Source organism: Flavobacterium chungbukense (assembly GCF_020805785.1).
GTDB lineage: Bacteria > Bacteroidota > Bacteroidia > Flavobacteriales > Flavobacteriaceae > Flavobacterium > Flavobacterium chungbukense.
The window spans coordinates 162,031-177,619 of the sequence record NZ_JAJGZV010000004.1 but is presented as its reverse complement, the minus strand read 5'-3'; the positions used below and the strand labels follow the sequence as shown (position 1 = coordinate 177,619).

Below are 15,589 nucleotides of genomic sequence, written 5' to 3'. Positions count from 1 at the left end.
TCTTAATTAGTACTTCTTACTCAATACAATATTTTTTTTTAGATAATTGCAAGAATATCATCCTCGCGCATAATCAAATAATCAGTTCCTTCTAATTTTAATTCTGTTCCTGCGTATTTACCGTAAAGAACAGTATCACCAACTTTTACAGTCATAGTATGATCTTTAGATCCGTTTCCTACTGCAACTACAGTTCCTTTTTGTGGTTTTTCTTTGGCAGTATCTGGAATAAAAATACCTGAGGCAGTTTTGGTTTCAGCTGCAACAGGCTCAATAAGTACGCGATCTGAAAGCGGTTTAATGTTTAAAGCCATGATTTTATATTATTATAAGTTATACATTTTTTTATGTTCTATAAACTTTCAGAAATTATGCCATGCTGGTAAAACTGACATTATTTCTTAAAAAAAATGCCAGCTTTGACAGGCTGGCATTAGATTTCTATATTGAAATAAGATTATTTAGTTGCAGGTGCTGCTGGAGCAGGAGTAGTTCCTTGAGCAGGAGCCGCTGGTGTATTTACAGGAGCTTCTGTTTTATCAATAAGTTTAGAATCTGTATCGCTTAAAGCTCCAGAAAAACTTAAACTAGAAAGTAAAATTAACACAATTAGAACAGTAGCTAAAGTCCAAGTACTTTTATCTAAAAAGTCAGTTGTTTTTTGTACTCCACCTAACATCTGCGTTCCGCTGATAGTAGAAGACAATCCGCCTCCTTTAGGGTTTTGTACCATGATTACGATGATCAATAGAAAACAAACTATTGTAATTAAAACTAAAAAAATTGAAAATGTGCTCATTACTTAATTATTGTTATTGTTATTTTGTTGTAAAATCTTTATATCCGATATGCGGTCTGCAAAGAAAGTAATTTTTTCTGGATATTTCAAAATTAATATTTCATATGCTTGAATTGCTTTTGTATATTTCTTTTGTTCCAGATAAACTCTAGCTAAAGTCTCTGTCATCAGATAAGAATTGTCATCAGAATTGCTTTCAATTTGGACTACTGGAGCACTTGTGCCAGGCTTTATTGGAGAGATTTTAGGATTAGTTTCGATAAATTTATTGATAATTTCAGCCTTTTTTTGTCTCTCCTCTAAAATTGACTGTTCTTCTTTTTCAATTTCAACGGTTGTTTTAGTGTCTGTTTCTTCCGAAATTTCGTTAGAACGATCAATTGGTTCTGTTCTAGATAATTGCAGCCACTCTTGAAAAGAATGTTTTTCACTAAGAGAAAAATCTAAAGGCATTCCGATTTCTAAATGCTCTGTCGCCATTTTTACAGATTCATCGGTATCTTGAACTTGTAATTCAATTATTTCTTCAGTTTCGGACTCAGTTTCTGGTGATGTTTTATTTAGGATTTCTTCCTGAATCTCTTCTTTTGGCTGTTCAGGAATAACAGTTTCTGATTCTTTAATAGAAGAAAGAATAGATCTTTCAACTGGATTCATTTTAAACTCCGGAATTATCATTTCTTCGATAACACTGTCGTCTTCTTCTTCATCAGCAGAATTTAAAACAGGTTGTTCCGCAATTTCAATTTTAGATTCTTCTATTTTAGGTTCGTCAGGAGTTGATGCTTCTGCTTCTTTAATAGAATTAAGAATTGAACGTTCGATCGCAGCATCAATTTTTGGTTCTTCAACTTTTACTGGTTCTGGTAAAAAAGGCGTTTCAGAAACCTTTATCGAACTTAAGATAGAATTTTCAATACGATCAATTTTAGTTTCTTCGGTTTTTGTAGTGTCGGTAAATGATACAGTTTCTGATTCTTTTATTTCTGAAACAGGCTCTTCAGCAGTTATATTTTTATTTTCTTCTGCTAAAGCTGGTTTTTCATAAGTTACCGATTGTGCTTCTTTGATGGCGTTAAAAATAGATTCATCGATTACAGGAAGTGTTTTTGGTTCTTCCGTTTTTATCGGTTTTTCAAAAGTTATAGCTTGAGATTCTTTTATGGCAAGAAAAATAGTTGGATCTATTTCCGGAACACTTTTTAGCTTTTCCGTTTTAACAGGTTCTTCAGCAATAATAGTTTCAGCTACTTTGTTAGCTTCTAAGACCGGCTGTTTTTCATTTTCTGTTTTTACTTCAATGGCTTTTCTAATTTGTTCTGGTGAAATTATTTCACTTTCAAAAACAGTAATTTCAAGAAGATCTCTTAGTTTTTGTTCGTAAAAATCGTTTTGAATAGAAGTAAAGATTTCCGAAGTAATAAAGTCAAATAAGATAGATCGATCAGATGTGTGTGCCGCCGTAACTTTTAAGGCATAATTATACTTAAAGCTGTTTTGATTGTAAAGTCCTTTTAATCGTAATGCGCGTGCACTTTGAAAATACGGAAATTCATTCAAAACACTTCCTAATGCATCCGCCTGCTTTTCTGTAATAGCATCGGGTTTGTTCATTAAGTAGGTATAATCGGTAACGTTCATTTTTTTTGTTTAATCGGTTAATTGTTTAATCGTTTATTGTTTTACTTTTTTCGTTTAAACGTTTCAATGTCTAAAAGAGTTCAGTAAAATAAACATTTTACCATTTTGCCAATGATTCATTAAAGATGTCCTGTGTGATTCTTTCGAAAATAGTTTTTATAGCATCGTTTAAAACTGTTCCTGTTGGAAGTTGCTGCCCTGAAAAGTCATAATAGAATTCGAAAGATTTTTCAAAATCGTCTGTTTCTTTCTTTTTATTGATAAATCTAACATTAACACGAACAGTCAAACGGTTTTGAGCTGCACCAACCTCGCCATTAGATCCGACAGCTGTTGCCGTCATTGGAGTGGTTCTGTAATCTATAATTTCTCCTTCATAAACTAAATCTCCTCCATTTGGAACCAGGTTTAAATTGGTCTGGTTCATAATCAAATCCTGCAAAGCCAATGTAAAGGTTCTGTCAATTCCAGGCTCAACTAAGTCTGCATTATTTTGGAAGAAATTAACCTGAAATGTTTTGGCATCAATTTTTCCAGTTCCAGTAAAATTGTAAACCGAACAGCCACTCAACATAAAAAGGCTTAAAAATGCAAAAAGAGAATATATTTTTTTCATAATGTTTATTAATCAAATTCCAAGTATTTTGAAATTCCAAATTCCAAATCTTGCCAAATATACTAATTTGGGATTTGGAATTTAAATATTGAGATTTATTATAAGTCGAATTGTTTGATTTTACGGTATAAAGTTCTTTCAGAAATACCCAATTCATCCGCCGCAGCTTTACGTTTTCCCTTGTTTTTTTCTAATGATTTTTTGATCATTTCGATTTCTTTCTGTTCTAAACGTAAAATTTCTTCTTCTTCAATTGTTTCAGCAAACAAATAATTGTCTTCTGGAATTTGATAGTTTTCTTCACGAACGGCTGGTGTTGTCATAACAGCGGTTCTTGGTTCTTCTTCAAAATCAATTTCACTATCATTTTGCTGATTTCCGTATATTTTCTGAATTAAATTCGGATTAATGTCTTGTACTTTAGAAGTACCATTTTTCATTAATTCTAAAGTCAGTTTTTTCAAATCATTTAAGTCACTTTTCATATCAAAAAGTACCTTATATAATATGTCTCTTTCTGTACTAAAGTCACTTTCCTTTTTACTGTCGCTGATTACAGAAGGTAAGTTGCTTCCTTCCGCAGGCAAATACGATTTTAAAGTTGCCAGCGTGATATCTCTATTGGTTTCTAAAACAGAAATTTGTTCCGCAACATTTCGAAGCTGACGAATATTACCGCTCCATCTGAATTTTTGTAAAAGCTGTACCGCGTCATCGTCCAATCTTAAAGGAGGCATTTTGTATTTGTGAGCAAAATCGGCAACAAATTTTCTAAATAACAGATGAATGTCGTCGTTTCTTTCCCTTAAAGGAGGTAAGGTAATTTCGACTGTGCTTAAACGATAGTACAAATCTTCACGGAATTTACCTTTTTCAATAGCATTAAATAAATTCACGTTGGTTGCCGCAACAATACGGACATTTGTTTTTTGAACTTGAGAAGAACCTACTTTAATAAATTCACCGTTTTCAAGAACACGAAGTAATCTTACTTGAGTTGTCAATGGCAATTCACCAACTTCATCCAAAAATATTGTTCCGCCGTCAGCAACTTCAAAATATCCTTCACGTGTGCTAGTTGCACCTGTAAAAGCTCCTTTTTCGTGACCAAAAAGCTCACTATCAATTGTTCCTTCCGGAATTGCACCGCAGTTTACGGCAATATATTTACCATGCTTTCTGTGCGAAAGCGAATGTATAATTCTAGGAATGTTTTCTTTACCAACACCACTTTCTCCAGTTACCATAACCGAAATATCAGTTGGAGCAACCTGAATGGCTTTTTCGATAGCACGATTTAATTTCGGATCATTACCAATAATCTCAAATCGCTGTTTTATTGCTTGAACTGTTTCCATGTAAATTTTTGTTTCAAGTTTTATTTTGTTTCAGGTTTCAAGTTTTTAAAACCTTAACTTTTTAAACTCTTTTTTATATCTATCGAATTAAAAAGCTGTTTTAATTCGTTGTATTGATTGTCTTTTAGGTCTGTTTTTTGTAAAAGCATAGCACTGTTTTTGCCTATATAGAACAAAAACATATCTTTTTTCTCAACAATTTTTATAATGTTTTTCCAAAAATGCTTTACTTCAAATGTTTCTCCCTTTTCTTGAAAATATTCGATGTTAAAAATATATTTTATATCTTCTTTTATACGTGGGTTGTTATTTATTTGTTTTTTGACAGCTTTATAAGTTAATAAATAAATAAAAAAAGGAAGCAAAATAATAACCAAACCAAAAAATGGAAAGTCACGATTTGTTTTATTCGTACTGCCTAATATGTTAAAAAAATAATCCGATAAGCCAAAAATTGCAGATGCCAATAAAAAAGATAAAATAACGATATTTAATGGTTTGTATAAGATATAGTAGGTCCCTTTCATTGAACTCCTCACACTGAAACTAGGTTTTAAAATAATTTCTTTATCCATTCTTGCTTTTTTTAACTTGAGGCTTTAATATTTTAAATTAATCTATTTCAAATTTCAAGTTACGTAAATAACCTGAAACTTGAAACCTGAAACAATTTAATTCATTTCAGAATATTCAACCGCTTCACCCTTAAGTGTTCCAGAAGTGCAGCTTGTGATTTTTACATTTACAAAATCTCCAATCTTATAATTCTCTTTAGGGAAAACAACCGTAATACTTTGAGAATTTCTTCCTGAGAATTCTTCGGTTGATTTTTTAGAAACTTTTTCTACCAAAACTTCAACAGTTTTTCCAACAAATTCTTCACTTCTAAACCAAGCGTGTTTTTGCTGTAAATCAACAATTTCTTGTAATCTTCGGGCTTTTGTTTCTTCCTCGACATCATCTTTCATTTTTCTTCCAGCCAAAGTTCCAGGACGTTCAGAATACGAATACATATAACCGAAATTATATTTTACATATTCCATTAAACTCATTGTGTCTTGATGATCTTCTTCAGTTTCTGTTGGGAAACCAGCAATCATATCTTGTGAAATTGAAGCATCTGGAACAATTGCTCTAATTTTGTCAATCAAAGCCATATATTCTTCGCGAGAATGCAGACGATTCATTTCTTTTAGAATTCGGTTACTTCCAGATTGAACCGGCAAGTGAATGTGTTTGCAGATATTTGGATATTTTGCCATAACGTGCAAAATGCTCTCATGCATATCTTGTGGATTTGAAGTTGAAAAACGGATACGCATTTTAGGAAAACCAACCGCAACCATTTCTAACAATTGATCAAAATCAACTGCTGTAGCTTTTTGCATTTCAGAAGCGTTTACGAAATCTTTTTTCAAACCGCCGCCGTACCAAAGGTAACTGTCAACGTTTTGTCCCAAAAGGGTGATTTCTTTAAAACCTTTGCTCCATAAATCCTGAATTTCAGTCATGATACTTTGTGGTTCACGGCTGCGCTCGCGTCCGCGTGTAAAAGGAACAACGCAGAACGTACACATATTGTCGCAACCACGAGTGATGGAAACCAAAGCGGTAATTCCGTTACTCATTAAACGAACTGGCGAAATATCACCGTAAGTTTCTTCTTTTGATAAAATTACATTGATTGCATCACGGCCTTCTTCAACTTCTGCCAATAAATTTGGAAGATCTTTGTATGCATCAGGACCAACAACAAGATCAACTATTTTTTCTTCTTCTAAAAATTGACTTTTCAAACGTTCCGCCATACAGCCCAAAACGCCCACTTTCATTTTTGGATTGGTACGTTTGACAGCATTATATTTCTCAAGACGCTTACGAATGGTTTGTTCGGCCTTGTCTCTAATGGAGCAAGTATTTACTAAAACCAAATCGGCTTCTTCTAAAACTGAAGTGGTATTATATCCTCCATCAGATAAAATGGAAGCTACGACTTCGCTATCCGAAAAATTCATTGCACAGCCGTAACTTTCTATAAAAAGTTTTTTAGTATTCTCAGGTTTATTTTCTAAAACAAGACTTTCGCCTTGTTTGCTTTCTTCAATAATCTTTTCCATTGTAAAATTTCAAAGTGCAAAGATAGCGTAATTGAATCTAATATGACAAGATGTCAGATAAAGAATTAACAATGTTTTAAAAATTCTAGGTTGCAGATTTGAGATGGTACATTATGCAATGTTTTTTAAATTGATATGAAGAAAGTTTAAATTCAACGGCAAAAAATCTAAAATCTAAAATCTGCAATCTAAAATTAAAAGGGATTTCTCGCTCAGAAATCATTAAAAGTTATACCTATATATATAATAGAGAATATTACAGATAAATCTGCAATTTTAAGTTTCATAATATCAAAATACTTCAAAAATGAATTCGTAAGGTTAATATTTAAAAAAAATAAATACTTTTGTTGCAGAAAAATAGAGCAATGGCAAAGAATTTAGTAATAGTGGAGTCACCTGCAAAGGCGAAAACAATCGAGAAATTTCTTGGGAGTGATTTTCAGGTGGAGTCAAGTTATGGTCACATAGCAGACTTACCATCAAAGGAAATAGGAGTAGATGTAGAAAATGGTTTTAAACCTAAGTATGAAGTTTCTCCGGATAAAAAAGCCTTGGTAACGAAACTAAAATCACTTTCTAAGAATGCCGAAACGGTTTGGTTAGCATCCGATGAGGACCGCGAGGGAGAGGCTATTTCATGGCACTTGGCGGAAGAATTAAAATTAGACAAAAAAAAGACCAAACGAATTGTTTTTCACGAGATTACAAAATCTGCGATTCTTAAAGCAATCGATAATCCAAGAGAAATTGATTATAATTTAGTAAATGCACAACAAGCGAGAAGAGTATTAGATCGTCTAGTGGGTTACGAATTGTCTCCAGTTTTATGGAGAAAAATCAAAGGCGGACTTTCAGCTGGACGTGTTCAGTCTGTTTCTGTACGTTTAATTGTAGAGAGAGAACGTGAAATCCAAAGTTTTAATGCAGTGGCAACTTATTCGATTGTTGCTGAATTTGTAAATGAAGCTGGAAAAGCTTTCAAAGCAAAACTGCCTAAAAACTTCAATACTAAAAAAGAAGCCGAAGATTTCTTAAATCAAAACATCGGTTCTAAATATAAAGTAGCAGATTTAGAAACTAAACCTACCAAAAAATCTCCAACAGCACCTTTTACAACTTCTACGTTACAACAGGAAGCTGCAAGAAAATTATACTTGCCAGTTGGGATCACCATGCAATTAGCACAGCGTTTATACGAAGCAGGACTTATTACTTACATGAGAACCGATTCGGTAAACCTTTCAAAAGAGGCGATGGATGCTGCAGAGGCAGAGATTATCAAATCTTACGGAAAAGAATTTTCAAAACCGAGAGTTTTTGCTAATAAAAATAAAGGAGCACAAGAAGCGCACGAAGCAATTCGTCCGACAGATATGTCACGTCATACGGTAAATATAGACCGTGACCAAGCTCGTTTATACGATTTGATCTGGAAAAGAACTTTAGCTTCGCAAATGAGCGACGCACAGTTAGAAAGAACAAACGTAAAAATTGAAGCCGATAACCACAGCGAAATTTTTACTGCTTCAGGAGAGGTTTTGCTTTTTGAAGGTTTCTTGAAAGTTTATTTGGAAGGTCACGATGATGACGAAGAAGAACAAGAAGGAATGCTTCCGGCTTTAAAAGTAAATGAAAAACTAGCTAATAATTATATTACTGCTACAGAAAGGTATTCTAGACCGCCAGCACGTTACACGGAGGCTTCTTTGGTTAAAAAATTAGAGGAGCTTGGAATCGGGCGTCCTTCTACTTATGCACCAACCATTTCAACCATTATCAATAGAAATTATGTTGAAAAAGGAACTTTAGAAGGTCAAGAACGTAACTACACGCAACTTACTTTGCAAAACAGTAAAGTTGGAGAGAAGCTGTTAAAAGAAAATACGGGTTCTGATAAAGGAAAATTAGTTCCAACTGATATCGGAACAATTGTTACTGATTTCTTAGTAAAGAATTTCGGAAACATTTTAGATTACAATTTTACTGCAAAAGTAGAGCAGGATTTCGATGAAATTGCCGAAGGAAATATAGATTGGGCAAAAATGATGCAGGATTTTTACAATCAGTTTCATCCAAATGTAAAAGAAGTTGAAGCAAATGCGGAACGCGAAAGCGGAGAAAGAATTCTTGGTAAAGATGCAGATGGAAGACAAGTTTCTGTTCGTTTAGGAAAATTTGGACCAATGGCTCAAATTGGAGAAGCAGACGATGAAGATAAGAAATTCGCCAGTTTAATGGCAGATCAAAATATTGGAAATATTACACTTGAGGAAGCTTTAAATTTATTTTTACTTCCAAAAAGTTTAGGTGAATATAAAGGAGAAGAAGTGGAAGTGAATAATGGCCGTTACGGTCCTTATGTACGTCACGGAAGTGTGTTTATTTCATTGCCGAGAGGAGAAGACCCTTTAGGTGTTTCTAAAGAGAGAGCTCAAGAACTAATTGATGAAAAAGCACTTGCTGATGCACCGATTGCTGTCTATAAAGGAGAAGGTGTTCAAAAAGGAGTAGGTCGTTTTGGACCATTCATTAAGTGGAATGGGCTTTTTGTGAATGTAAGTAAGAAATACAACTTTGACAATTTATCACAAACAGATGTAGAAGAGCTTATTGAAGATAAGCTTCAGAAAAACATTGATAAAGTGCTTCATAATTGGGAAGAAGAAGGAATTGTAGTGGAAAAAGCCCGTTGGGGACGTTCTGTGATTTTAAAAGGAAAAATCAAAATTGAATTAAGCAAAGATGTTGATGCTACGCAATTAACATTGGCGCAAGTTCAAGAAATGATTGCGGCTAAAACACCTGCAAAGAAAACGGCAGCTAAAAAAACAACAACGGCTAAAAAAGCTCCAGCTAAAAAAACGGCTGCTAAAAAGAAATAAAATAGATGGAATTTGATTTTCTAGAACCAGTTAATGATGCGATTGTAAAATTCGTTGGAGGACTGTCTTCGCAAGAGCTTGGAAGTAAAATTGTTTTTCATACGCAAGAACAATTTCCGGATATAGAGCAAATTAACATTGCTATAATTGGTGTTTTGGAAGATCGTACAAACATCAATATGGTTAATGAAGTTAATCTTACTGCTGTTCGTAAAAAATTATATAGTATGTTTCCAGGTAATTGGGATGCCTCAATTGCTGATCTTGGAGACATACTTGCCGGTGACTCTGTTGAGGATACTTACTTTGCTTTGAAGAAAGTTACCGCATCGTTAATTAAGAATAAAGTCATTCCTATAGTCCTGGGAGGTTCTCAGGATTTAACCTATGCTTTGTATCGTGCTTATGATGATTTAGAGCAAATGGTAAATTTGGTTGCTGTTGATAATAAATTTGATTTTGGAAAAGAGAATGAGTCGGTTTCGGCTAATTCTTATTTAACCAAAATAATTATAGATGAGCCAAATAATCTCTTCAATTACTGTAATATAGGATATCAGACCTACTATAATTCTCAAGAAGAAATTGATTTGATCGAAAAATTATTTTTCGACGCTTACCGATTGGGTGAGATATCGAACAAAATTACTTTGGCTGAGCCAGTTTTCAGAGATGCAGATTTAGTAAGTATTGATTTAAATTCTGTTAAGTCTTCGGCTTCTGGAAATACAGTGACATTTGAGCCTAATGGGTTTAATGGTAAAGAGGTCTGTTCTTTAGCAAGATACGCAGGTATTAGTGATAAGGTTTCTTCTTTTGGAGTTTTTAATCATAATAGCACCTTGGCAGAATCTGTGATTATTTCGCAGATTGTATGGTATTTTATTGAAGGCTTTCATTATCGCTCGAAAGAATATCCTTTCGGTAGCCGTGCAAATTATTTAAAGTATATAGTGCCACTTGAAGATGAGGAACTTATATTTTACAAAAGCGATAAAACTGATCGTTGGTGGATAGAAATTCCGTTTGAATCAAACGGCAGCAATAAATTAAAAAGAAATACGTTATTACCGTGTTCTTACGATGAATATCTTGCGGCTTGCAATCAAGAATTGCCAGAAAGATGGTGGAAAGCACAACGTAAAAATGCTCTATAATTCAAAAGTTTAAGGTAAATCTTAGTTTTTAAAAAAATAGAAAAAATAGTTAAATTAAATTAGTAGGAAAATAATTATATATTATAAAAATTAACGTTTTACATCGATTTTTTGACACAGTTTATCGATAAAATATTTTTTTTTTATTTTATTTAACATTATTTTTGAACGGTAAAATAAATTTCGCAAGTAGTATTGTTTTTTAGATAAATAATAAATACGTTTACGGACTTTTAATAATGAATAGATAATCCAAATTTATATGAAGAAGTTTATTGCATTTGCAGCAATGTTAACACTGGTAATTGGCTGTGGTAAGTCAGGTGACAAAGGTGAATTAGTTGGTGTTACAGGAGGGAAATGGCACCCTGAAAAACCTTATGGAATGACTTTGGTTCCGGGTGGGTCTTTTATTATGGGTAAATCTGATGCGGATTTAGCTAATGTAGAAGATGCTCCAACTAAAACGGTAACTGTTCGTTCATTTTATATGGATGAGACTGAAATTACAAATAGTGAGTATCGTCAATTTGTAGAGTGGGTAAAAGATTCTACAATGAGAGTTCGTTTAGCAATCTTAGCAGATGAAACTGGACAAAAAAGTACTGGAGATAAAGGTAAAAAAGGCGGAAGTATTGCTGATTATGCTTTTAATGATTCTGATCCAGAAAAAATGACAGCTTATGATAAATACATGTACGACAACTACTATAGCGTTGGTACAAAAGACGATCCATATGCTGGAAGAAAATTAAACAAAAAAGTAAAATTAATTAAAGATACTAAAGCATATCCAGATGAATATTACACTGAAGTAATGGATTCTATGTATTTGCCAATTGAAGAATCATACAATGGTTTAAGAACAATTGACGTAAATAAATTGAAATTCCGTTATTCTTGGATGGATATTCAAGCTGCTGCAAAAGCTAAAGTTGGAAAAAGAAGTGACTTCGTAAAAACAGAGCAGGTAAATGTATATCCTGATACTGCAGTTTGGATTAAAGATTTTGCTTATTCATATAATGAACCAATGCATAATGACTATTTCTGGCACAAAGCTTATGGAGAATATCCTGTAGTTGGTGTGACTTGGAAACAAGCAAAAGCATTCTGTGCTTGGAGAACTTTAAACAAAAACAGTTATATCAAATCTAAGAAAAAAGGTCGTGACCTAGTAAATGCTTTCAGATTACCAACTGAAGCAGAATGGGAATATGCGGCTAGAGGTGGTCTAGAATCTGCTACTTACCCTTGGGGAGGTCCTTACACAAAAAGTGATAGAGGTTGTTTCTTAGCAAACTTTAAACCAAGCAGAGGTGATTATGCTGCTGATGAAGCTTTATATACTGTTGAAGCAAAATCATATGAAGTAAACGGTTACGGATTATACAATATGGCAGGAAACGTTTCAGAATGGACAGATTCAGCTTATAACCCAAATGCTTACGAATATGTTTCTACAATGAATCCAAACGTAATTGACGGTAAAAACCAAAGAAAAGTGGTTCGTGGAGGTTCTTGGAAAGACGTTGCTTATTTCCTACAGGTAAGTACTCGTGACCACGAATATGCTGATTCAGCTAGAAGTTATATTGGTTTCAGAACTGTACAAGATTACATGGGAACTCAAGTAACAGGTGGCGGTAACGGAAGCAAAAGAAAGTAATTTTATAATTTTATCAATATCCAACAAATCTATTTAAAACCTAAAAAAAAGTATTATGGCATTATTAAGTAAAAAAGCAATGAATTTCGCTTATGGTATGGGAGCGGCAGTGGTAATTATTGGAGCATTATTCAAAATTACTCACTTTGAGCTTGGACCTTTAACAGGAACAGTTATGCTTTCAATTGGATTGGTTACTGAGGCATTAATTTTTGCTCTTTCTGCTTTCGAACCAGTTGAAGACGAATTAGATTGGACTTTAGTTTACCCAGAGTTAGCTAACGGACAAGCTAGAAAAAAAGAAGTTAAAGCTGAAAACCCAACTGAAGCTCAAGGATTATTATCTCAAAAATTAGATTCATTATTAAAAGAAGCTAAAATTGACGGTGAATTAATGTCAAGTTTAGGTAATAGCATCAAAAACTTCGAATCTGCTGCTAAAGGAATTGCTCCTACTGTAGATTCAATTGCAGGACAAAAGAAATATTCTGAAGAATTATCTGTTGCTGCAGCTCAAATGGAATCACTAAATAGTTTATATAAAGTTCAATTAGAAAGCGCTTCTAGAAACGCTGAAGCTAACAAAGAAATCGCTGAAAACGCTTCTAAATTAAAAGAACAAATGGCATCTATGACTGCTAATATTGCTTCTTTAAACAGTGTTTATGGTGGTATGCTTTCTGCAATGAGTAACAAAGGATAATTAGTTTTTAACTAAATATTAAATTTATTAATAAAGAACTAATTAGAAAAAAATGGCAGGAGGAAAATTAACCCCTAGACAGAAGATGATTAACCTGATGTACCTGGTTTTCATCGCGATGTTAGCAATGAACGTATCAAAAGAAGTTATTTCTGCTTTTGGTTTGATGAATGAAAAATTCGAAGCAGCAAACACTTCTTCAGTTACAACAAATGCAAAATTATTAGAAACTTTAAATTTAAAAGCTTCTGAATCAAAAGGAGAATTTGCTGAAGCTTCAGTAATTGCTCATAAAGTGCAAACTATTTCTAAAGATTTTTATACTTATATCGCAGGTCTAAAAACTCAAGCCATTAGCGGTTTTGAAGTAGATAGTGAAACAGGGAAACTACCTTATGAGTCTATGGACAGAGGTGATAATATCGATGATTGGTTTACAGGAGACGGTTACACTGCAAAAGGTAATGAAATTATCGCAAAAATTGAGAAATATAAAGCGGATATGAAAGCTGCTTTAGGGCCAAAATATGCTGATATATCAAACGAGGTTTCTAAGAAATTTGATGTTTCTGATGTGAAAAATAAAGATGGTATTAAAGAAAAATATCTAGCATATCACTTTAAAGGTTTTCCTGCGATTGCTTCAGCTGCGAAACTTTCTACATGGCAAAATGATGTTCAAAAAATTGAAGCCGATGTTTACAACCGTGCTTTAGGAAAAGCAGCTGTAGATGAAGCATCATACAGCAAATTTGAAGCTATTGTAGTTTTAGATAAAAATGCTTACTTCCAAGGTGAAAAAGTTACTGGTAAAGTAGTTTTAGGTAAATATGATCCTAATGCTCAATTTAGTGGTTTTCAAGGTCCTGGTAAATTAGTTAATGGTCAAGCTGTATTAGAAATGACTGCTGGTGGTGTAGGAGAACAAAAAATTGGAGGTTCATTTAACTTTATGGAAAATGGTAAACCAATTAAATTACCTTTTAATGGTACATACGTTGTAGTTCCAAGACCAAACTCTGCTACAATTTCTGCTGATAAAATGAACGTTGTATATAGAGGTGTTGTTAACCCTATCTCTGTATCATTCGCTGGTGTTGCTGATAATAAAGTTGTAGCTAGTGCTCCAGGATTATCTTCAGCTGGTAAACCAGGAAAATATAACATGAACCCAGGTTCAGGTACTGAGGCTACAATTTCTGTTACTGGTACATTACCAAATGGAGATAAAGTTTCAGACAAGAAAACATTCAGAATTAAAGGTATTCCTGGTCCAACAGGAACAATCAGAGGAGAAATGGGAGTTGTTAAAGGTCCTAAATCTAACTTAGAGATTGCTACTATTGGCGCTAAATTACTTGATTTTGATTTTGAAGTTGGTTTAGATGTTGTTGGATTTAATATGAAGATTGCTGGACAACCTACTGTTGTTGTTACAGGAAACAAAATGAATGCACAATGTAAACAAGTACTTTCAAGAGCAGGTAAAGGAGACCAAGTTACTATTTCTGAAATTAAAACTAAACTTGTTGGAGCTGGTAGTTATTTATTGCCAAGAACTGCTCCGGTAATTTACGAAATACAATAATAAAGTAGTGAAAGCTACATTCAATATCTTATAATGATACCACGATGAAAGTAAGAAATTTTTTAATAGCTATTGTTTCTATCGCTGGAGGTTTTGCTTCTAATGCGCAATCAAATTTGCTTAATGCAAAAACACCAGCTCAGATTGGACTTAAAACTCCTGCTCAATTAATATCTGATAATGATAAGCCTTTGGCTTATGGTTATGTAGATGATAGAGATATTTTGATGGGGAAAACCACTTGGGAAATCATTGACTTAAATGAGAAAATCAATTTTCCATTATATTTTCCGGTAGATACAGCTAATATTGGTTCTAACAGACGTTCTTTATATGACGTTTTGACTAAAGCTATTAAAGGTGGAAAAATCACTGAAGTGTATACTGATAGTTATTTCAACACTAAAAAATCTATGAAAGACATCGAAGGATCTTTATCTCGTATTGATACAACTGATGCTGGTAGAGAGTTAATAAACCAATATCCCGATGACTACAAATCACGTGTTGTGAAGAAAAAAGTGGTTTCTGGTAAAGGAAAAAACAAAAGTGTATCTTATGTTGAAGAAACAGTTGGACCAACAAGAACAGTTCCTGCTGAATATATTTTGAAACAAGATTTAACTGCAGCAGATGTTACTCAGTATAAAGTAAAAGGATACTGGTATTTTGATAAACGTCAAAGTGAATTGAAATATCGTTTACTAGGTATTTGCCCTGTTACTCCAGACGTTTATACTATGAATAGTGATGAAAAGGATTATATTGAATTATTTTGGGTTTTCTTCCCAAATGCTAGAGAAGCATTGCATGAAGCAAAAGCTTTCAATGATAACAATTCAGCTCTTCCAATTTCATTTGATCAGATTTTGAACTCAAGACGTTTTAATGCTGTTGTTTACAAAGAGGAAAACCTTTATGGAGATAGAGCAATTAGCGACTACATGAAAGACAATGCACAAAATCAATTGTTAGAATCTGAAAGAGTGAAAGAAAAAATTCGCAATTTCGAACAAGATATGTGGAACTACTAAGTTGATACATAACATAATAATT

General features: G+C 33.4%; 13 protein-coding genes. 6 read left to right on the top strand and 7 right to left on the bottom strand.

Translation table 11 applies throughout. From position 1 onward, the window contains the following. Positions 1-38: 38 nt before the first annotated feature. From LL966_RS14690 to miaB, 7 genes are all read right to left on the bottom strand, one after another. Positions 39-314, bottom strand: coding sequence for a co-chaperone GroES (locus tag LL966_RS14690; RefSeq protein ID WP_012023920.1), 276 nt, complete (start codon positions 312-314; stop codon positions 39-41). Between the two features lie 143 nt (positions 315-457). Next, positions 458-799, bottom strand: a complete 342-nt coding sequence (gene secG / locus LL966_RS14685; RefSeq protein ID WP_229354331.1) for a preprotein translocase subunit SecG — start codon at positions 797-799, stop codon at positions 458-460. A gap of 3 nt (positions 800-802) precedes the next feature. After that, complete coding sequence (locus tag LL966_RS14680) at positions 803-2,440, bottom strand: tetratricopeptide repeat protein (RefSeq protein ID WP_229354329.1); 1,638 nt, start codon at positions 2,438-2,440, stop codon at positions 803-805. Between the two features lie 97 nt (positions 2,441-2,537). After that, on the bottom strand, positions 2,538-3,056 hold the full coding sequence (locus tag LL966_RS14675; protein ID WP_229354327.1) for an LptE family protein: 519 nt from the start codon (positions 3,054-3,056) through the stop codon (positions 2,538-2,540). A gap of 98 nt (positions 3,057-3,154) precedes the next feature. Then, positions 3,155-4,414 (bottom strand): sigma-54 interaction domain-containing protein, encoded by a 1,260-nt coding sequence (locus tag LL966_RS14670; protein WP_229354325.1) that lies wholly within the window; start codon positions 4,412-4,414, stop codon positions 3,155-3,157. Between the two features lie 53 nt (positions 4,415-4,467). Next, the gene (locus LL966_RS14665; protein WP_229354323.1) at positions 4,468-4,989 is read right to left on the bottom strand and encodes a YcxB family protein; all 522 of its coding nucleotides are present in this window, start codon (positions 4,987-4,989) and stop codon (positions 4,468-4,470) included. A 96-nt stretch (positions 4,990-5,085) separates the two neighbouring features. Then, positions 5,086-6,531, bottom strand: coding sequence for a tRNA (N6-isopentenyl adenosine(37)-C2)-methylthiotransferase MiaB (miaB, locus tag LL966_RS14660; RefSeq protein WP_229354321.1), 1,446 nt, complete (start codon positions 6,529-6,531; stop codon positions 5,086-5,088). Between the two features lie 368 nt (positions 6,532-6,899). Between miaB and topA the strand changes: the two genes are divergently transcribed. From topA to porN, 6 genes are all read left to right on the top strand, one after another. Next, a complete protein-coding gene (gene topA, locus LL966_RS14655) occupies positions 6,900-9,416 on the top strand; it encodes a type I DNA topoisomerase (protein ID WP_229354319.1) in 2,517 nt (838 codons plus the stop codon). A gap of 5 nt (positions 9,417-9,421) precedes the next feature. After that, on the top strand, positions 9,422-10,573 hold the full coding sequence (locus LL966_RS14650) for a formimidoylglutamase (RefSeq protein WP_229354317.1): 1,152 nt from the start codon (positions 9,422-9,424) through the stop codon (positions 10,571-10,573). A gap of 262 nt (positions 10,574-10,835) precedes the next feature. Beyond that, positions 10,836-12,242, top strand: a complete 1,407-nt coding sequence (gene porK / locus LL966_RS14645; protein WP_229354315.1) for a T9SS ring complex lipoprotein PorK/GldK — start codon at positions 10,836-10,838, stop codon at positions 12,240-12,242. A 55-nt stretch (positions 12,243-12,297) separates the two neighbouring features. Then, positions 12,298-12,945 carry a type IX secretion system motor protein PorL/GldL gene (gene porL / locus LL966_RS14640; RefSeq protein ID WP_229354314.1) on the top strand — a complete coding sequence of 216 codons (648 nt, stop codon included), beginning with the start codon at positions 12,298-12,300 and terminating at the stop codon, positions 12,943-12,945. Between the two features lie 52 nt (positions 12,946-12,997). After that, complete coding sequence (gene porM, locus LL966_RS14635) at positions 12,998-14,533, top strand: type IX secretion system motor protein PorM/GldM (RefSeq protein ID WP_229354313.1); 1,536 nt, start codon at positions 12,998-13,000, stop codon at positions 14,531-14,533. A 44-nt stretch (positions 14,534-14,577) separates the two neighbouring features. After that, positions 14,578-15,567 (top strand): type IX secretion system ring subunit PorN/GldN, encoded by a 990-nt coding sequence (gene porN, locus LL966_RS14630; RefSeq protein WP_229354312.1) that lies wholly within the window; start codon positions 14,578-14,580, stop codon positions 15,565-15,567. The last annotated feature ends 22 nt before the right edge of the window (positions 15,568-15,589 follow it).